General features: G+C 70.6%; 15 protein-coding genes. 4 read left to right on the forward strand and 11 right to left on the reverse strand.

The annotated features are described in order from the left end of the window. The first annotated feature begins 313 nt into the window (after nucleotides 1-313). Nucleotides 314-1,369, forward strand: coding sequence for a protein kinase family protein (locus tag ABD355_RS04935; protein ID WP_344398797.1), 1,056 nt, complete (start codon nucleotides 314-316; stop codon nucleotides 1,367-1,369). Here ABD355_RS04935 and ABD355_RS04940 read toward each other — a convergent pair. The 8 genes from ABD355_RS04940 to ABD355_RS04975 form a co-directional block, all read right to left on the reverse strand. Beyond that, a complete protein-coding gene (locus ABD355_RS04940) occupies nucleotides 1,342-2,415 on the reverse strand; it encodes an ABC transporter ATP-binding protein (protein ID WP_344398798.1) in 1,074 nt (357 codons plus the stop codon). The two genes, ABD355_RS04935 and ABD355_RS04940, sit on opposite strands and share 28 nt — an antisense overlap. Then, entirely contained in the window at nucleotides 2,412-3,530 is a 1,119-nt protein-coding gene (locus ABD355_RS04945) for an ABC transporter ATP-binding protein (RefSeq protein WP_344398799.1), read from the reverse strand. Before ABD355_RS04945 ends, ABD355_RS04940 begins: the two co-directional genes overlap by 4 nt. Beyond that, the gene (locus ABD355_RS04950; protein WP_344398800.1) at nucleotides 3,527-4,447 is read right to left on the reverse strand and encodes an ABC transporter permease; all 921 of its coding nucleotides are present in this window, start codon (nucleotides 4,445-4,447) and stop codon (nucleotides 3,527-3,529) included. Before ABD355_RS04950 ends, ABD355_RS04945 begins: the two co-directional genes overlap by 4 nt. Continuing rightward, entirely contained in the window at nucleotides 4,440-5,426 is a 987-nt protein-coding gene (locus ABD355_RS04955) for an ABC transporter permease (protein ID WP_344398801.1), read from the reverse strand. Before ABD355_RS04955 ends, ABD355_RS04950 begins: the two co-directional genes overlap by 8 nt. Before the next feature lie 67 nt (nucleotides 5,427-5,493). Continuing rightward, nucleotides 5,494-7,311, reverse strand: coding sequence for an ABC transporter family substrate-binding protein (locus ABD355_RS04960; protein WP_344398802.1), 1,818 nt, complete (start codon nucleotides 7,309-7,311; stop codon nucleotides 5,494-5,496). A 241-nt stretch (nucleotides 7,312-7,552) separates the two neighbouring features. Continuing rightward, a complete protein-coding gene (locus ABD355_RS04965) occupies nucleotides 7,553-8,596 on the reverse strand; it encodes an NUDIX hydrolase (RefSeq protein ID WP_344398804.1) in 1,044 nt (347 codons plus the stop codon). Nucleotides 8,597-8,743: 147 nt separating this feature from the next. Further along, nucleotides 8,744-8,950, reverse strand: a complete 207-nt coding sequence (locus ABD355_RS04970; protein ID WP_344398806.1) for a hypothetical protein — start codon at nucleotides 8,948-8,950, stop codon at nucleotides 8,744-8,746. Next, the gene (locus ABD355_RS04975; RefSeq protein WP_344398807.1) at nucleotides 8,947-9,930 is read right to left on the reverse strand and encodes a TIGR01777 family oxidoreductase; all 984 of its coding nucleotides are present in this window, start codon (nucleotides 9,928-9,930) and stop codon (nucleotides 8,947-8,949) included. The genes ABD355_RS04970 and ABD355_RS04975 overlap by 4 nt, the downstream gene beginning before the upstream one ends. Before the next feature lie 281 nt (nucleotides 9,931-10,211). On the opposite strand from ABD355_RS04975, the gene ABD355_RS04980 reads away from it, so the two are divergent. After that, a complete protein-coding gene (locus ABD355_RS04980; protein WP_344398808.1) occupies nucleotides 10,212-12,233 on the forward strand; it encodes an NPCBM/NEW2 domain-containing protein in 2,022 nt (673 codons plus the stop codon). Between the two features lie 41 nt (nucleotides 12,234-12,274). Here the strand turns inward: ABD355_RS04980 and ABD355_RS04985 are convergent, their stop codons facing one another. Continuing rightward, a complete protein-coding gene (locus ABD355_RS04985; RefSeq protein WP_344398809.1) occupies nucleotides 12,275-13,222 on the reverse strand; it encodes an ROK family protein in 948 nt (315 codons plus the stop codon). A 247-nt stretch (nucleotides 13,223-13,469) separates the two neighbouring features. Here ABD355_RS04985 and ABD355_RS04990 point away from each other — a divergent pair, with 247 nt between their 5' ends. Further along, nucleotides 13,470-14,519: a LacI family DNA-binding transcriptional regulator gene (locus ABD355_RS04990; protein ID WP_344398810.1), complete on the forward strand. Its 1,050-nt coding sequence runs from the start codon at nucleotides 13,470-13,472 to the stop codon at nucleotides 14,517-14,519. Between the two features lie 7 nt (nucleotides 14,520-14,526). Further along, the gene (locus tag ABD355_RS04995) at nucleotides 14,527-15,282 is read left to right on the forward strand and encodes a hypothetical protein (protein ID WP_425585695.1); all 756 of its coding nucleotides are present in this window, start codon (nucleotides 14,527-14,529) and stop codon (nucleotides 15,280-15,282) included. Nucleotides 15,283-15,294: 12 nt separating this feature from the next. Here ABD355_RS04995 and ABD355_RS05000 read toward each other — a convergent pair whose 3' ends face one another. Both ABD355_RS05000 and ABD355_RS05005 read right to left on the reverse strand, forming a co-directional pair. Beyond that, the gene (locus ABD355_RS05000) at nucleotides 15,295-17,169 is read right to left on the reverse strand and encodes a serine/threonine-protein kinase (RefSeq protein WP_344398811.1); all 1,875 of its coding nucleotides are present in this window, start codon (nucleotides 17,167-17,169) and stop codon (nucleotides 15,295-15,297) included. A 96-nt stretch (nucleotides 17,170-17,265) separates the two neighbouring features. Beyond that, nucleotides 17,266-18,570, reverse strand: coding sequence for a DUF6986 family protein (locus tag ABD355_RS05005; RefSeq protein WP_344398812.1), 1,305 nt, complete (start codon nucleotides 18,568-18,570; stop codon nucleotides 17,266-17,268). Nucleotides 18,571-18,611: the final 41 nt, after the last annotated feature.

Below are 18,611 nucleotides of genomic sequence, written 5' to 3' on the forward strand. Positions count from 1 at the left end.
CCTTCGTCCCCTCCCTCCCCGGCCGGTGCGTGTCACACGGCGAGACAGCACGGCGAACGCACCGGCAGCCGATGACGGTTGCCGGCACGTGGGCCGGAGAGTGGATGACGACGAGTCTGCGGGTGCGGAACCACCCGGCACAAGGCCGAACGGGCGTGCGCTACGTCCTACCGCAAGCGTCTTTGACCAGGCATGATGGACCTGACACTCGCTCAAGCCCTGTCCACCGGCGGGTCGTCACGATGGCACCCGCCAGGACGGCGCTTCACCGATCGGCAGACACGCAGCCGCCGTCACCCTGACCATGGAGGTCATGTCCTCCGCCGCGCGCCGCGCCGTCCACGCCGACCTCGCCACCACCCTCTCCCTTCTCAGCGACCACGAGCTGGCGGACCTCCTGGCATCGGGAGCCCCTGCGGGCGTCGGCATCGGCGGGCGTTACGTGCTGGTCGAGGTGGACGGCAGGCGGGTCTTCGTGAAGCGGATACCGCTCACTGACGTCGAGTTGCTGCCCGAGAACTCCCGGTCCACGGCGAACCTGTTCGAGCTGCCGGCCTTCTGCCATTACGGCACCGGCCGCAGCCCCGGCTTCGGCGCCTGGCGCGAGCTGGCCGTGCACACGATGACGACGAACTGGGTGCTCTCCGACCGCTTCCCCGGCTTCCCCCTGATGCACCACTGGCGGGTGCTGCCGGATGCCGTCCAGCCGCTTCCCGAGGAACTGGCCGACGTGGAAGGGACGGTGGCCTACTGCGGCGGCTCCCCACAGGTCCGCGAGCGCCTGGAGGCCCTGCGCACCTCGTCCGCGAGCCTGGCCCTGTTCCTGGAGTACTTCCCTCACACCCTCCACGACTGGCTCGACACACAGGTGCGCACCGTCGACTCGGACCGGATCTGCACCCGGGTGGACGAGTGGCTGGGCGCGCTCACCGGCTTCCTCCGAGAACGCCAACTGCTGCATTTCGACGCGCACTTCCAGAACGTCCTCACCGACGGTGAGGGGTTCTACCTGGCGGACTACGGGCTCGCGTTCAGTTCCCGGTTCCGCCTCTCCCGGCCGGAGCGCGCCTTCTTCGACCGGCATCGCGACTACGACCTCGTCTACAGCCGCGCCCACCTGGTGAACTGGCTCGTCACCGCCCTGTACGGGTACGACAGACTCGAACGGGAGGCGTTCGTGCGCGCCTGTGCCGTCGGGGCGCACCCCGACGGCGTCCCCGAGGCCGCCGCCACGATCATCAAGCGCGATGCGACACTGACCGCCGTCGTCAACGGCTTCCTCGGCCGACTGCGCACCCAGAGCAGGCAGACCCCCTACCCGTACGAGGAGCTGCGGCTCGCCTACAACAGCTCCACGCTCTCCGCGTAGTGGCAGGCGACCGGGTTCCCGCCGCCCCGGTCGATCAGCGCCGGCACCTCCTCGACGCAGGTCTCGCGCTCGCTCTCGGTCAGCTGGTTCGCGAACTTGGGGCAGCGGGTGCGGAAGCGGCAGCCGCTGGGCGGGCGGACCGGGCTGGGGATGTCGCCCTGGACGAGGATGCGGGTGCGGGCGCGCTCCTTGCGCGGGTCCGGCAGCGGGATGGCCGAGACGAGGGCCTGGGTGTAGGGGTGAGCGGGGGTCGTGAACAGACGGCGGGCGGGGGCGATCTCGACCAGTCGGCCCAGGTACATGACCGCCACCCGGCCGGCCACATGGCGCATCACCGACAGGTCGTGGGCGACGAACAGGAAGGACAGGCCCAGCTCGCTCTGCAGGTCCATCAGCAGGTTGAGGACGCCCGCCTGGATCGACACGTCGAGCGCCGACACCGGTTCGTCCAGCACGATCACCTTGGGGTGCAGGGCCAACGCCCGTGCGATGCCGATGCGTTGGCGCTGACCGCCGGAGAACTCGTGGGCGTAGCGGTTGCCGTGCTCGGGGTTCAGGCCGACCAGGCGCAGCAGTTCGCGCACCTCGTCCTTGCCGCCGGCGCCGTAGCGGCCGTGGATGCGCAGGGGTTCGGCGACGATCTCATGGACGGTGATGCGCGGGTCGAGGGAGGCGTACGGGTCCTGGAAGACGATCTGCAGTTCGCGGCGCAACGGCCGCATCCGGCGTCTGCTCAGCCCGGTCAGCTCGGTGCCGCGGTAGCGGACCTGACCGGAGGTGGCGGACTCCAGGCCGAGGAGGGTGCGTGCGGTGGTGGTCTTGCCGGAGCCGGACTCGCCGACCAGGCCGAGGGTCTCGTTCTGGAAGAGGTCGAAGGAGACCCCGCACACGGCGTGCACCTCGCCGACGCGGCGGCGTACGACGCCCCGGGACATGACCGGGAAGTGCTTGACGAGGTCGCGGACCTGGAGGACGGGTTCGCCGGTGCCGCCGTGCCCGGGCAGCGGGGGCAGCGGCGCGTCGGCGGCCTGGGCGGGGGCGCTCATACGGAGTCCTCCTCGGCGCTGGTCGAGTGGGGCGAGGGCGTCGTCGTGTCGGCGAAGCGGGCCAGCGCCTCGGAGTCGGCGCCGACCGCGTCGAACACCTCCGCGGCGCCGGTGTCGACGAGTTCGTCGGCGAAGTGGCAGGCGCTGAGGTGGAGTTCGTGTCCGGCCTTGCGCAGTGCGGGTTCCGTGCTGTCGCAGGCCTCCCGGCGCAGCGGGCAGCGGGGGGCGAATGGGCAGCCGGGCGGCAGGTTCAGCAGGGAGGGCGGGGAGCCGGTGATCGGGGTGAGGCGTTCCTCCTCGCGGTCCATTCGGGGCAGCGAGCCGAGCAGGCCGAGGGTGTAGGGCATGCGCGGGGTGTAGAAGATGTCCTCGACGGAGCCGGTCTCCACGATGCGGCCCGCGTACATCACGGCGACCCGGTCGCTGTGCCCGGCGACGACGCCCAGGTCGTGGGTGATGAGCACCAGGGCGGCGCCTGTCTCGGCGCGGGCGGTCTCCAGGGCGTCGAGGATCTGCGCCTGCACGGTGACGTCGAGGGCGGTGGTGGGCTCGTCGGCGATGATCACGTCCGGGTCGTTGGCCATGGCGATGGCGATGACCACGCGCTGGCGCATACCGCCGGAGAGTTCGTGCGGATAGTTGTCGACGCGCCGCTCGGGGCTGGGGATGCCGACCGTGCCGAGCAGGTCGACGGCCCGGGTGCGGGCGGCGCGGGACGTCAGGCCGGGGTGGTGGCGTCGTAGCGTCTCGGCGATCTGGTACCCCACGTTGTAGACCGGGTTGAGCGAGGTCATCGGGTCCTGGAAGATCATTGCGATGCCGCTGCCGCGCAGGTCCGACAGGCGTGCGTCGGGCAGCCCCAGCAGTTCCGTGCCCTCGAAGCGGACCGAGCCGCGCACCCGGGCGGTGGCCGGCAGCAGTCCCATCACGGCGAGCGCGGTGACCGACTTGCCGGAGCCGGACTCGCCGACGATGCCGAGCGAGTCGCCGCGGTCGAGGCGGTAGCCGACACCGCGCACGGCCCGTACGAGACCGTCCTCGGTGGGGAACTCGACGCTGAGGTCCTCCACTTCGAGGACCGCGCCCGACTCCTCGCCCTTGCCGATGACCGTCACTGTCGCACCCTTTGCTGCCGGGGGTCGAAGGCGTCGCGCAGGCCGTCGCCGATGAAGTTGATGGTCAGGGCGATGGCGATGATGAACGCGCCGGGGATGTAGAAGAGCCAGGGCCGGGTGTCGACCGCCGTCTGCGCCTGGGAGACGAGCAGCCCCAGGGAGGTGTCGGGCGGTTGGACGCCGAAGCCGACGAAGGACAGGGCCGTCTCGGTGAGGATGCCGGTGGCGACCAGCACCGTCGCGTTGACGATGATCGGGCCGAGCGAGTTCGGCAGCAGATGCCGGAAGATGATCCGCGCGTCCGAGGCGCCGAGCGCCTTCGCCGCCTCCACGAATTCCTTCTCGCGCAGCGACAGGACCGTGGAGCGCACCACACGCGCCACATACGCCCAGGTCAGTCCGGCGATGACGGCGGCGATCCAGTACCAGGAGCCGCCACTGCGGGAGGAGATGACGAGGGCGATCGCGAACAGCGGCAGCGTCAGGACGAGATCCGCGATCCGCATCATGACCGCGTCCACGAACCCGCGGTAGAAGCCCGCGACCGCGCCCCAGACCGCACCGACGAGGGTGGAGCCCAGCGCGATCAGGATGGCGATCTTCAGCGAGGTCTGCGTGCCGCGCATGACCTGGGCGTAGGCGTCGTAGCCGGAGGCGTTGGTGCCGAACGGGTGCTTCCAGGAGGGGGGTCGGGAGTTGTCGGGCGTGTACTTCTGGTACGAGTAGTGCCAAAGGTGCGGGCCGATGAACGCCCACAGCAGGATCAGCACGAAGACCACCAGGCTGACCATGGCGGCCCGGTGCCGCAGGAAGCGGCGCAGCACCAGCTGGGTCTGGGTGCGCTGCCTGACGGTGAACTCATGCTCGGTCGGCGGCAGTTGGGTGCCCGCGGATCCGGCTGCCTCGATGTCAGTCATAGCGGATCCTCGGGTCGAGTACGGCGTAGAGGAGATCGGCGAGGAGGTTGAAGCCGATGACGACGACGGCGGAGAGCAGCAGCCACGCCATGGTCCGGTAGACGTCCACGGTGGCGGCCGACTCGACGAGCATCTCCCCCATGCCGTGCCACTGGAAGATCGTCTCCGTGATCACCGCTCCGCCCAGGATGATCGCGATGTCGAGGGCGGTGACGGTGGCCAGCGGGATCAGGGCGGTGCGCAGCGCGTGCCGCACCATGACCGTGCGGCGGCGCAGCCCCTTGGCGCGGGCGAGACGGACGTAGTCGCTGTTGAGGACCTCCAGCATGGAGGCGCGGGTGTAGCGGGTCCAGGAGGCGAAGGAGACCAGGGCCAGGGTGATGGTGGGCAGGGCGAGGTGACCGATGCGGTCGGTGAACTGGTTCCAGGTGGTGTCGACTTCGAGGTACGGGGACTTCTCGCCGATGGTGCCGAGGAACTGGCTGCCGGTCTGTTCGTTGAACCAGATTCCGGCCTGCTTGAGCAGCACCGCGAACCAGAACACGGGCATGGCGAGGAAGAGGAACCCGAAGAAGGTGATGGTGTAGTCGGCGGCCGTGTACTGGCGGATCGCGCTGAACACACCGAAGATCACGGCCAGGACCAGGGCGATGAGCATGGCGGCGGCCACCAGGGTGAGCGTCACCCGGAAGCGGGTGAACAGGTCGTGCCCGATGTCGAGGTTGGGCTGCACGGACGGGCCCCAGTCGCCGTGCAGGACTCCGGTGATCCAGTTCCAGTAGCGCTGCACGGCGGGTTCGTCGGCGTGGATGTGCCGGGCGAAAGCGGCGACGGCGGCCTTGCTGGGCGGGGGCTGCCGTGAGGTGGCGAAGTTGGCGACCGGGTCGCCGGCGTTGACGACGACCAGGAACACGATGAACGTCGAGGCGATCAGAACGGGGATCGAGACGAGGATGCGGCGCACGGTGTAGGCGAGCATGATGTCTTCTCTCGCGGGCCGGGCCCGGTCCCGGGGTCGCCGGGACCGGACATGACGGGTGCGGCGGCTACTTCTTCAGGCCCCATTCGGCGGTGTTGTAGGGCGGTCCCACGTTCGTGGAGTTGTTGCGCATGTTCACGAACCGCGTCTGGACCGCGAGGAACGTCGGCTTCTGGTACAGCGGCAGGACGTAGGCGGCATCGACCATGATCTTGTCCGCCTGGTTGAGCAGGGCGGCGGCCTTGGACTGGTCGGTCGTGCCGACGGCCTGGGCGATCAGCGAGTCGACCTGCTTGTCGCTGTAGCCGCCGTAGTTGCCGCCGCCTCCGGTGACCCAGTTCTGCTGGGCGTTGGCGGTCGGGAACGGCGAGGCGACCCAGGCGAAGACGATGATGTCGTACTGGTGCCCGGCCAGCACCGTGCCGAGGTCGGCGGCGCCGATCGGCTTGATGGTGACCTTGACGCCGAGGTTCGCGAGGTCGCTCTGCAGGATCTGGCACTCGCTCTGCCGGATCTGGTTGCCGGTGGTGTAGCGGCAGTTGAAGGGTCCGACTGCCTGGCCGTCCGGCGTCTTCAGCGCGGTGCCCACCCCGGTGAACCTGGCGTCGGTGAGGTACTTCTTCGCCTTGGTGAGATCACCCGATCCCTGGCCGGTGGCGGTCACCAGATCCTGGTAACCGGCCTGCCCGGGAACGTAGTTGTGGTTGCCGAGCTGCTTCACCGAGGGATCGAACTGGGCGACGGTCTTGGACATGATGTCCTTGATGCTGATCGCCGTGAACATCGCCTGGCGCAGCGCCGTGTACTTGCCGAGGACCGGGTTGTGCAGGTTGAGGTCGAAGTGCTCCCACTGCAGGCCGTTGCCGATGTTGTAGGTGACGTTCGGGATGGACTTCACCTGGTTGACCAGGTCCACCTCGGGCTGCGGATAGATCGCCTGCACCTCGTTGTTGCGCAGGGCGATCGGCTCCTGGGTGGCGTCCGAGATCACCTTGAAGATCAGCCGCTGCAGGGACGGCTTGGTCGCGCCCCACCACTTGGGGTCGGGTTCGAAGGTGGCGTGGTCGTTGTCCACCCACTGCGTCATCTTGTACGGGCCCGCCGTCGGGTACTTGGTGGGCGGGTTCTTCTGGAAGTACTGCCAGCCCTGGGTCATCTGGGCGGCCGTCATGTGTGCGGCGTCGCCGGCCTTGGCACCCGAGAGCTTCTCGGCGATGTGCGCCGGATACAGCGGATAGCCTGCGCCGAACAGCTGCTTCCAGTCGGAGAAGGGCTTGGCCATCACGACCGTGACGGTCCTGCCGCCGTCGGATCCGGTGACCGATTTGATGCGGTCGTATCCGGCCGTGCTCTGGGGCAGGCAGCCCTTGGTCTGGGTGCTGTCACTGGCGGGCGGCGGCGGGCAGTCCTTGCCGTCGTTGGTGCGCCAGTAGTAGACGAAGTCGTCGGCGGTGACGGGGGTGCCGTCGTTCCAGACCGCCTTGGGGTTGATCTTGTAGACGAGGGTCTGCGGACTGGTGCCGGTCTGGGTCGCCGAGGTCACCAGGTCCTTGTTGAGGGCGACGGTGAAGTCCGGCAGCGGGACGAAGACCTGGGGCAGTACGACCTCGAGGGCCTCGGCGTTCTCGAAGGTGTTCCCGTTGGTGTCCTGCACGTTCCACTGCTGGATGTTCTTCTCCAGCACATAGGTGAACGTTCCACCGGACTTGGTGGCGGCGGAGTTGCAGGTGTTGGCCTTGCCCTGGGTGTTGCACGACGAAAGCCCGGCCGAGCTGCCCTTGTCGGAGCTGCCACCGCCGCCGCTGCTGCTGCAGGCGGCCAGAGCCAGCACGAGCCCGGCGGCCAGAGCAAGTCCCCTTGTGAGGGCCGATGGTTGCGCGCGCATGTCCCTCCTCCGGCCGACGGAGGCTCCGCGGCCTTGTCGAGGCGGCCGAGCGGCCGCGAGAGAGCTGAGCTGCGCACTGACGGTAGAACTCGTGTGTACCTTATTCGGATTCCTGTTCATACCGGGACGGCGACGATTCACCCTCGCTTTTCCCCAGGAACCACCTCCGCCGGGCAAAGTCACCTGACAAGCACTCAGAAACCCCAGAAGTACCGTTGGCACCACGGGATTTCGGTGCAGGTCAGCCGACCGGGACGCCCGCTTCCAGATACAGCGCCGCCCCGCGCTCGCGGGCCCGCAGGGCCCAGCGCAACCGCTCGTAGCGCACCGGCGGCAGCAGGTCCGCGGCCTCCTCCTCGGTGGCGAACCGCCAGTCGCGCAGTTCGGGCCCGGGCAGCAGGAGCCGTGCGGCCTCGGTGGAGTCGAGGCGGCCGCCGTCGAAGAGGAGGCGCAGTCCGCCGTAGCCGGGCGGTGCGGGGGCCTCCCAGTCGACGACCAGAAGGCGGGGCACCTCGTCGAGGTGGATGCCGGTCTCCTCGACGACCTCACGCATGCCGGCGCGGGCAGGCGCCTCGCCGGGTTCGACGACACCGCCGGGGAACTCCCAGCCGGCCTTGTAGGTGGGGTCCACGAGGAGGACGCGGTCCTGCTCGTCGAAGAGGAGGACGCCGGAAGCGAGCGTCTCGGCGGTGGGCTCGGGGGTTTGCACGATGTCACATGCCTCCACCTCCCCCGCGCTGACGGCCTCGGCGATACGGAGCGCACTCTCATACGGAGTGAGGGCCCCCGTGTCGACGGGATAGGCATCGGCGGTGAGCCAGGAGGCGAGGGCGGCGCGGTACGGCTCGATATGGTCGTACGACCACTGCCGTACCCGCATCTCCCCGTCCGGCAGGTCGGGCGGCACCTCCCGGCCGGCTATTCGCTCCCGCAGGATCGTTTCCGCCGGGGCGAGGAGGACATGTCGGACAGCGATACGGCGTGCTGCGAGGCCACCGAAGATCTCGTCGCGGTACTCCTGGCGCAGCAGGGTCATCGGAACCACCAGGGTTCCGCCCAGTTCGGCGAGCATTGCGGCCGCCGTGTCGATCACGAGACGTCGCCAGATCGGCAGGTCCTGGTAGTCGCCGACCTCGGCGAGGTGTTTGGCCGGCAGCAGATGCGTGAGCGCTGCGCCGATCACCTCGGGGTCGAAGAGCGTGCTGTTCGGGATCAGCTCGATCAGTTCCCGTGCGGTGGTGGTCTTCCCCGCACCGAACGCGCCGTTGATCCAGACGACGGTCACAGGTCCCCCTCTTCTATTGGCCCCCTGAGGCTTGCCCGCTCCACCCTGCCACGGAAACCAGCCCCAGTTGAGGGGGCGCGAAAGGGGGCGCCGGTGCCCCTGCCGCAGGGGCACCGGCGCCGCGATCCGGCCTCGTCCGCGTCGGTGCTACTGGCCGAGGGCCTTGCCGAAGCCGGCGAGGCCCTCGTCCCCGGTCGTGTGGGTGACCGTGCCGACGGTGTCCTCGACGCCCAGGTCGCCGAGCGTCTGGTGATCACCGACCACCTGGTGGTCGGCGTGCTGCGAGGGGGTGATGGCCGCGACGACGAACCCGGTCGCGAGGGAGGCGATGGCAAGCATGCTGCGTTTCTTCATGCCCGGTTCAACTGTGAAACCGCCCGCGGGTCACGCCCTCGTCCGCGGCGCACCTGGCGTACCAGGTCGGCGGCGGCCTCGGGCCACCGGGCGTGCTCGAAGGCGAACCCCGCTTCGAGCAGCCGGCCGGGGACGACCCGGCGGCTCTTCAGCAGGAGTTCGGTGTCCGAGCGCAGGGCGAAGGCGCCGAGTTCCGCCATCCAGCGCGTGGCGGGCAACCCGACCGGCATGCCCCAGGCAGTGCGCAGGGCCCGCATGAAGGCGCGGTGCGGCAGCGGCCCCGGTGCGGCGAGGTTCACCGGTCCGGCCAGGTCGTCCCGGTCGACGAGGAACTCCACCGCGCGGACGAAGTCGCGCTCGTGGATCCAGGACACGTACTGGGCGCCTCCGGCGACCGGGCCGCCGAGGCCGAGCCGCGCCAGTCGCAGCAGGACGTCGAAGACTCCGCCGCGATCGGGGCTCATCACCATGGCGGAGCGCAGGGCGACCTTGCGGGTGCGGGGCGTGTCGGCGTCCTCCTGCGCCTGTTCCCAGTTCTTGGCGATCTCCACGCTGTAGGCCCAGTAGCCGGGGACGCCGGGCTCGCTGCCGCCGATCACCCCGGCCCTCTCGTCGTTGGGCGCGTCGAAGCGGTGGGCGTACACCGTGGCCGTACTCATCTGGAGCCAGACGCGGGGCGGCCGCGCGGCGGCCGCTATCGCCTCGCCGACAACACGGGCCGAGTTCACCCGGGAGTCCATCATGGCCTTCAGGTTGGCCGGGGTGTACCGGCAGCTGACGCTGCGCCCCGCCAGGTTGATCACCACGTCGCTGCCGGTGATCTCCTCGGCCCAGGGGCCCAGGTGCTCGCCGTCCCAGCGGACCTCGCCCTCGCGCACCGGCCGCCGGGTGAGGATCACGACCTCGTGACCGGCGGCCGCCAGCGCACGCCTCAGAATCGTGCCGACCTGTCCCGTCCCACCGGGAATGACGATCTTCATCAGGCTTCCCCCTTCGTAGAGCGGAAGCCTAGCCGAAAAACTTGAACGCGTTCAAAAGCAATAGGCGACCATCCGGAACATCCGATGACCTCTGGAAAGATGGACTAGACCAATAGTTCCGGCAACAACCGTGCAGTCATGGCCACAAGCCCTCAGTCGCGATATCGAACAACTCCCACCTGCTCCCTTCCAACAGAGTCCGACGCGTTCTACCGTAAACGCGCAGCGATGACGCGGACATGATGTCATCCCACCTTTCGCGTGCTCGGAGGAACGTAACGATGCGTCACCTTCCCAACCGCACAACCGGCCGAAGAGTGGTAGGAGCGCTCACCGCGGGACTGCTGGGCGCCGCGGGGCTCGCCGTACCCGCCGCGGCGGCACCCACCACCGCGCCCGCCGCCCCCGCCCTGGCCGACGGCCTCGCCCTGACCCCGCCGATGGGCTTCAACAACTGGAACTCCACGCACTGCCGCGCCGAGTTCAACGAGTCCATGGTCAAGGGAATCGCGGACATCTTCGTCGACAAAGGCCTCAAGGACGCCGGATACCAGTACGTCAACCTCGATGACTGCTGGGCCCTGCCGACCCGGGACGCGGACGGCAAACTCGTACCCGATCCGGCCCGCTTCCCCAACGGGATCAAGGCGGTCGCCGACTATGTCCACGCCAAGGGGCTCAAGCTCGGCATCTACACCAGCGCGGGCACGAAGACCTGTAACAGCGCCGGATTCCCGGGCGCGCTCGGTCACGAGTACAGCGACGCCCGACAGTTCGCGGACTGGGGCGTGGACTACGTCAAGTACGACAACTGCAATAACCAAGGCGTGGACGCCAAGGTGCGTTACACGACCATGCGCGACGCGCTCAAGGCGACCGGCCGGCCGATCGTCTACAGCATCTGCGAATGGGGCCAGAACAAACCCTGGGAATGGGCCGCCGACGTGGGCCACCTGTGGCGTACGACGGGCGACATCAGCGACAACTGGGCTTCGATGCTGTCCATCCTGAAGAAGAACCTGCCGCTCGCGCCGTACGCGGGCCCCGGGCACTGGAACGACCCCGACATGCTGGAGGTCGGCAACGGCGGCATGACGGACACCGAGTACCGCTCGCACTTCTCGATGTGGTCGATCATGGCCGCGCCGCTCCTCATCGGCTCCGACCTGCGCAAGGCCTCCCAGGCGACCTTCGACATCCTCGACAACAAGGAGGTCGTCGCCGTCGACCAGGACCCACTGGGCAAGCAGGGCACGGTCGTCTCCTCGCAGGGCGGGCGCTGGGTCGTCGCCAAGGAGATGAAGGACGGCAGCCGCGCGGTGGCCCTCTTCAACGAGTCCGGCACGGCCCAGCACATCAGCACCACCGCCAAGGCCGTGGGCCTGCCCGCCGCCGACGCCTACACCCTGCGCGACCTGTGGCAGCACAAGAGCTACAACACCGCAGGCACCGTCTCGGCGACCGTACCGGCGCACGGCACGGTCCTGCTGCGCGTCTTTGCCGACCCCAAGTGGGCCGCGCACCCGCCCGCCGTCGAACTCGGCCTGGACGGCAGCCCGTTGGTCGAGGCGGGCAAGGCGGCCGCACTGACGTCTGCCGTCACCGACCTGGGCCGTACGCCCGCCCAGCGCGTGTCCGTCTCGCTGACCGGGCCGCAGGACTGGGCGGTCGGGGCCACCTCACGGACCACGGCCGCCTCGCTGCCGACCGGCCGCTCCCTGCGCACCCGGTGGTCGGTCACCGCCCCGCCGGGGACGCCGACAGGGTCGTACGAGCTGACGCTCAAGGCCAGTTACCGTTCATCGGCCGGTGTCCGCCTCGACAGCACGGTCCCGCTGACCGCGTCCGTCGTCCTGCCACCGCCCTCGGGGACGTCCGGACTCGGGGATCTGCCGTGGCTGTCGGCCACCAACGGCTATGGGCCGGTCGAGCGCAACACCAGCAACGGGGAGAGCGCCGCGGGTGACGGCAACCCCCTCACCATCGGCGGGGTGGTGTACGGCAAGGGACTCGGCGTCCACGCGGAGAGCGCCGTGGAGTACTACACCGGCAAGGCGTGCAGGACGGTCACGGCCGATGTCGGCGTCGACGACGAGAAAGGCTCGAACGGCACCGTCGCCTTCGAGATCTGGGCCGACGGCGCCAAGGTCGCCTCGACCGGCGTGCTGACCAATGCGATGCCCGCCCAGCCGCTCACCGCCGATGTGACCGGCGCCCAGGTGGTCCGCCTGGTGGTCACCGACGGCGGCGACGGCATCGACTCGGACCATGCCGACTGGGCGAACGCGCAGTTGACCTGCTGAGTCCGCTCCGGAGGGTCCGGCAGCCCGTTGGTGCCCGTCCCTCAGACCGCGGCCGCGTCCGCCCGCTTGGCGAGCGCGGCCGCGGCCGCCCCGACCAGCCCGGCGTCCGTGCCCATCTGGGCCGGCGTGATCTCCAGGCGCTGTACGAAGGACAGGGTCGCGTAGTCGCCGAGGGCCTTGCGCAGTGGGGTGAACAGCACGTCGCCCGCCTTGCCCACTCCCCCGCCGATCACCGCGATGTCGATCTCGACGAGCGTGGCGGTGGCCGCGATGCCGGCGGCCAGGGCCTGGGCGGCGCGGTCGAAGGAAGCGAGGGCGACCGGGTCCCCGGCACGGGCGGCGGCTGCCACCGCGGCCGCGGAGGTGTCGCCGTCGGGGCCGGGCCGCCAGCCGTTCTCCAGGGCGCGGCGGGCGATGTTGGGGCCGCTCGCGATGCGTTCCACGCAGCCGCGCGAGCCGCACGGGCAGGAGTCGCCGTCGAGATCGACGCTGATGTGGCCGATATGGCCCGCGTTGCCGGTGGGACCGGGGTGCAGCTGACCGTTCAGGACCAGGCCGCCCCCGACACCCGTGGAGACCACCATGCACAGCGCGTTGTCGTGGCCGCGGGCGGCGCCCTGCCAGTGCTCGGCCGCAGTGATCGCCACGCCGTCACCGATCAGCTCGACCGGCAGACCCCCGGCCGCGTCCTGGACCCGCCGTACGAGGGGATAGTCGCGCCAGCCCGGCACGTTCACCGGGCTCACCGTGCCCGCGGAGGCGTCCACCGGGCCGGCGCTGCCGATCCCGAGCGCCGTGGCGCGACCCCACAGGGGCGCGGCGGTCAGCTCGCCGAGGACCTCCCGCACGGCACCCATCACGGTCTCGCCGTCCTGCTGCGCGGGCGTCGCCCGCTGAGCGCGCACCACGATCTGGCCGTGGCCGTCCACCAGCGCCCCGGCGATCTTGGTGCCGCCGATGTCGAGCGCTGCCACGAGGTCGGTGTGCATCAGTGTCGGATCTCCCCGAAAACCATCGGATCCCCGTCGGTCAGGGGGAGTTCCCCCTTCGACTACGGAGATGGGCGGGCCGGTCTGGCGGTGGGGGCGCAGGCCGGAGATTGCGGTGGACAGTCTCTCGTGCATATGACAACGTTGTCCAGGCTCTATGCTCGACGCCACATCCTCATACAAACTCATGGTCTGACGCATCCCTGTGGACGAGACCCGTGGACGAGACAGGACAGGACAGCGCATCGTGCCCGAGACCGCTCGCCGAACAGCCCCCCTCTCCGCGACGCGTTATGGCAACCGTCCCACCATGAAGGACGTGGCGGCGCGCGCCGGAGTCGGCCTGAAGACCGTCTCCCGCGTGGTCAACGGCGAGCCCGGCGTCACCCCCGAGACCGAGCGCCGCGTCCAGGAGGCCATCGACGCGCTCGGCTTCCGCCGCAACGACAGCGCGCGCGTGCTGCGCAAGGGCCGCACCGCCAGCATCGGCCTGGTCCTGGAGGACCTCGCCGACCCGTTCTACGGCCCCCTCAGCCGTGCGGTCGAGGAGGTGGCCCGCGCGCACGGCGCCCTGCTGATCAACGGCTCCAGCGCCGAGGACCCCGATCGCGAGCAGGAGTTGGCCCTGGCCCTGTGTGCGCGACGGGTGGACGGCCTGGTGATCATCCCGGCCGGTGACGACCACCGCTATCTGGAACCCGAGATCAAGGCGGGCGTCGCCACGGTGTTCGTCGACCGGCCCGCCGGGAGGATCGACGCCGATGTCGTCCTGTCCGACAACTACGGCGGCGCCCGCGACGGCGTCGCCCACCTCATCGCCCACGGCCACCGCCGGATCGGGTTCATCGGCGACATGCCCCGTATCCACACGGCCGCCGAGCGGCTGCGGGGCTACCGGGCCGCCATGGAGGACGCGGGCATCCCGGTCGAGGACTCCTGGATGTCCCTGGGCGTGACGGATCCTCAGCGGGTGCGGCGGGCCGCCGAGGAGATGCTCTCCGGGCCCGCCCCGGTCACCGCGGTCTTCGCGGGCAACAACCGCGTGACGGTCACCGTGGTCCGGGTCCTCGCCGAGCAGTCCCGCCGGGTCGCCCTGGTCGGCTTCGACGACTTCGAGCTCGCCGATCTGCTGCAGCCGGGCGTCACCGTCGTCGCCCAGGACGCGGCGGCCCTCGGTCGCACCGCCGCAGACCGCCTCTTCCGTCAACTGGACGGCACGCTGCTCACCCCGGAGCGCATCGAGCTGCCGACCCGGCTGATCACCCGCGGTTCGGGCGAGCTGCCGCCGGCGGACTGAGCCGCCCATGAAGGGCGAAGCGGACCACAGCCTCGAAGCGCTGGGCCTCGCGACGGCCCCGCGCGACCACCCGCTGCTCTACCCGGGAGCCTGGCCCGCGCGGTCCGGGCTCCTCGACGGCGACCGGTTTCTGCCCCTCGACCGCCTGGTGCACGAGCACCGCGTCCCCGTGGTGGCGGTCGGCTCCAACGCCTGCCCGGGCCAACTGCGCCACAAGATGGACGAGTCCGGGATCACCTCGCCCGTCCCGATGGTGCGCGCCCGGGTCACCGGCATCGACGTGGGCGTCTCCGCGCACGTCAGCCGCATGGGCTATGTGTCCGCGTCACCGGTCGAGGCACCCGGCACCGTACGGGAGTTGTTCGTGACCTGGCTGGACGCCGGGCAACTCGCGATGATCGACGCCAGCGAGGGCGTGCCGCTGCCGTACGGCAACTACCGGCGCGCCTGGCTGCAGGAGCCACAGGTGCGGATCGAGTTGGAGGACGGGACGCGGCTGCCCGGTGCGTATCTCTACGTCAATCGCCGCGGGGTCCTGCGCAACGGTTCGGAAAGGCCACGCGGACCGGTCGCCCAGCGGGCGCTGCTCACCGGACTCCTCGTCGGTTCGGCGCGGTTGAGGGAGCTGTTCGGTGTCACACCCGAGGAGTTCTGCAGGCGGGCGCGTGCCGATGCGGAGCTGTGCGAGCGGGGCACCCGGGTGTTGGCCGAGGAGAAGCTGGTGACGGAGTCGGGGCTGGAACGGTACCTGGCGGACGGGTGAGCGTGCCCGGCGTCAGCAGACCGGGAGTCCGGGGATCGGCTGGTCGTTGTCACCGCCCTTGACGTAGACGTCGCTGATGTAGACGTTCGTGTTGCCGCTGTCGTCGTCCGTCTTCGCCCACCAGACGTTGGTCCACTGGCCGTATGTCTCGCGCCGGCCCAGGTTCTGCTGGCAGTAGAAGTAGTTGGTGCCCGCGCCGAGGACGCCGACCTCGGTGCCGGAGGCGGTGTAGGACTTGGCGGTGCGCCAGACCGTGCAGTTGTACTTGCCGCCGCCTATGGAGGTGCAGGCCGGTGCCGGGGTGGTCGCGCCCCCTCCGCCCGTCGTACCGCCGCTGCCGCCACCGGTGGTGCCGCCCGAGGTCGTGCCGCCCGTGGTACCGCCCCCGGTGGTGCCGCCGCCCGGGGACTTCGCCGTGGACGAGGACGAGGCCCGGTTCGTCGGCGTGGCCCCACCCTTCTGACCGGGGGTCTTCGTCGGCGCCGGGGTCTTCTTGTCGCCCTGTTCCGTCGGCTTGGGGCCGTCCGAGTGGCCGGCGTCGGTGCGGTCGGTGGCGGACGCGGACGCTCGGGCATCCGAATGGGATGCGGAGGTGCGCGTGTTCGCTTCCGTGTTCCGGGCGTTCAGCAGGGCGACGGTGCCGCCGGCCGCCGCGAGGACGACGGTGACGGCCGCGGCGGCGAGCAGGGCGCGGCCCTTGCGGCGCGGGGAGGTCGTCGGGGATATGGGCCCGGTGGGGGCCGTCGCCAGGTCCGGTGCCGGGTTCTGCGGCGCGGGCGGGCCGAAGCCCGGCGTCGCGTGTGCGGCAAACGGCGCGGGATGGGAGCCGGGCGCGGCCTGGTCGTGCCGTGGTGCCGGGTCGGAGCCGGGTGGCACCGGCCCGCGCTGCTCGGTGGGAGCGGGGTCCTGCGCCGCTCCCGGCATCAGGAACCCGGGGGGCAGCGACGGGACGGCGGGCTCCGTCTGCGCCCTCGGCGCGCCGTGATCGCGCAGGGTCGTCGTCGGCGTGTCCGTGCCGCCCGCATCCGCCACCGCCTGCAGCAGAGCGCGTCCCTGCTCGGCCTCCGGACGGGTCTCGGGCCGCTTGTCCAGCAGTTGCCGGAGTACGGGGGTGAGCGGGCCGGCACGCTCCGGCTCCCGGAGGGGCTCGGTGACGATCGCGGTGAGCGTGGAGTACGTCGACGTGCGGCGGAAGGGTGAGGAGCCCTCGACGGCCGCGTACAGCGTGGCTCCCAGGGCCCAGACGTCGGAGGCAGGGCTCGCCTCGGCGCCCTGGGCCCGCTCGGGCGCCAGGTAGTCCAGGGAGCCGACGAGCGCACCGCTGCGGGTCAGATGGGTGGCCGCGCCGTCGCCCGGGTCGTCCATGGCCGCGATGCCGAAGTCCGTCAGGACGACGCGACCGGACCCCTCGAGCAGGATGTTCCCGGGCTTCACGTCACGGTGCAGGACGCCGGCCCGGTGTGCTGCCGCCAGCGCGTCCATCACCTTGGCGCCGATACCGGCGGCCTCGACCGGGTCGAGGGAGCCGCGCTCGCGCAACACCTGCTCCAGGGACGGCCCCTCGACCAGCTCCATGACGATGAGCGGACGGCCGTCGACCTCGGTCACGTCGTGCACGGCGACGACTGAGGGGTGGCGCACCCGGGCCGCCGCGCGCGCCTCCCGCTGCATCCGCAGCCGCAGATCGGCTAGTTCGGGCCCGGCGGCATCGGTGTAGGTGCGCAGTTCCTTGACGGCGACCTCACGGCCCAGCACCTCGTCGACGGCTCTCCAGACGACGCCCATGCCGCCACGGCCGAGCTGCGACACGACGCGATAGCGCCCCGCCAGCAGCCGCCCTGTCCCGTCAGCCTGGTTGTTCCCGCCTGAGGACTCCCCCGAAGACACCGCCCGCCCCGTTCCTGTGACATGTCAATGCGTGCCGTACAGACTACGGGGCGGGAGTGACAACGCCAGCCGGTGGTAACGGCTGTGGCAGGTCCGCTACTTGGCGGACGCGGTCAGGTCGCCGCGCCGGGGCGCCGCGAAGCCCTCCAGGTCGGCCCGGGTCAGACCGGTCACCCGGGCGACCTCGGCGATGTCCAGCGCGCCGCAGTCCAGACCGCGCAGCAGATAGCCGCTGAGGGCCTTGGCGGTGGCGGGCTCGTCCATGACGTCGCCGCCGGCCCGGTTGGCGTACCGCGCGAGGCGGGCGGCGGCCTGCTCGAAGCCCTCGCGGTAGAAGGCGAAGACGGCCGCGTACCGGGTGGGGATGTGACCGGGGTGCATGTCCCAGCCCTGGTAGTAGGCGCGGGCGAGCGCGCGGCGGGTGAGGCCGTAGTGCAGGCGCCAGGCGTCGTGCACCTTCTCGGTCGGGCCCACGGGCAGCACGTTGGTCGAGCCGTCCGACACCCGGACACCCGTTCCCGCGGCCGCGACCTGCATGATCGCCTTGGCGTGGTCGGCGGCCGGGTGGTCGCTGGCCTGGTAGGCGGCGGAGACGCCGAGACAGGCGCTGTAGTCGAAGGTGCCGTAGTGCAGTCCGGTGGCACGGCCCTCGGCGGCCTGGATCATGCGGGCGACGGTGGCGGTGCCGTCGGTGGCGAGGATGGACTGGCTGGTCTCGATCTGGATCTCGAAGCCGATCCGGCCGGGCTCGAGCCCGCGCGCCTTCTCGAAGGCCTCCAGGAGCCGCACCATGGCGCTGACCTGCTCGGCGTACGTCACCTTGGGCAGCGTCAGCACCAGCCCCTCGGGCAGCCCGCCGGCCTCCATCAGGCCGCTGAGGAAGATGTCGAGGGTGCGGAGGCCCCGGTCGCGCACCGGCGCCTCCATGCACTTCATGCGGATTCCCATGTACGGGGCCGCCGTCCCCTTTGCATACGCCTCGGCGATCAGGCGGGCCGCGCGGGCCGCCGCCTCGTCCTCCTCGGCGTCCGGGCGGGGGCCGTAGCCGTCCTCGAAGTCGACGCGCAGGTCCTCGATGGGCTCACGCTCCAGCTTGGCGCGCACGCGCGTGTAGACGGGCTCGGCGAGCTCGTCGGACAGGCCGAGGACGGCCGCGAAGGAGGCGGCGTCCGGGGCGTGTGCGTCGAGGGCTGCAAGGGCCTGGTGGCCCCAGGAGCGGATGGTGTCGGCGGCGAAGACGTCACCGGGGACGTAGACGGTGTGGACGGGCTGGCGGGTGCCGGGGTCCCCCGGGTAGCGACGCTCCAGTTCGGCGTCGACCGGGGCGAGGGAGGCGCTGATCTCCTCGCTGATCGCGCCTGCGAGGCTCGTCGCCACCTTCTCCTGCTGGCCCTGACCCATCCCATACCCTCCTGTTTTCCACTGTGCGGAATCAACAATCC

The sequence above is a fragment of the Streptomyces longisporus genome (assembly GCF_039532765.1).
Classification (GTDB): Bacteria; Actinomycetota; Actinomycetes; order Streptomycetales; family Streptomycetaceae; genus Streptomyces; species Streptomyces longisporus.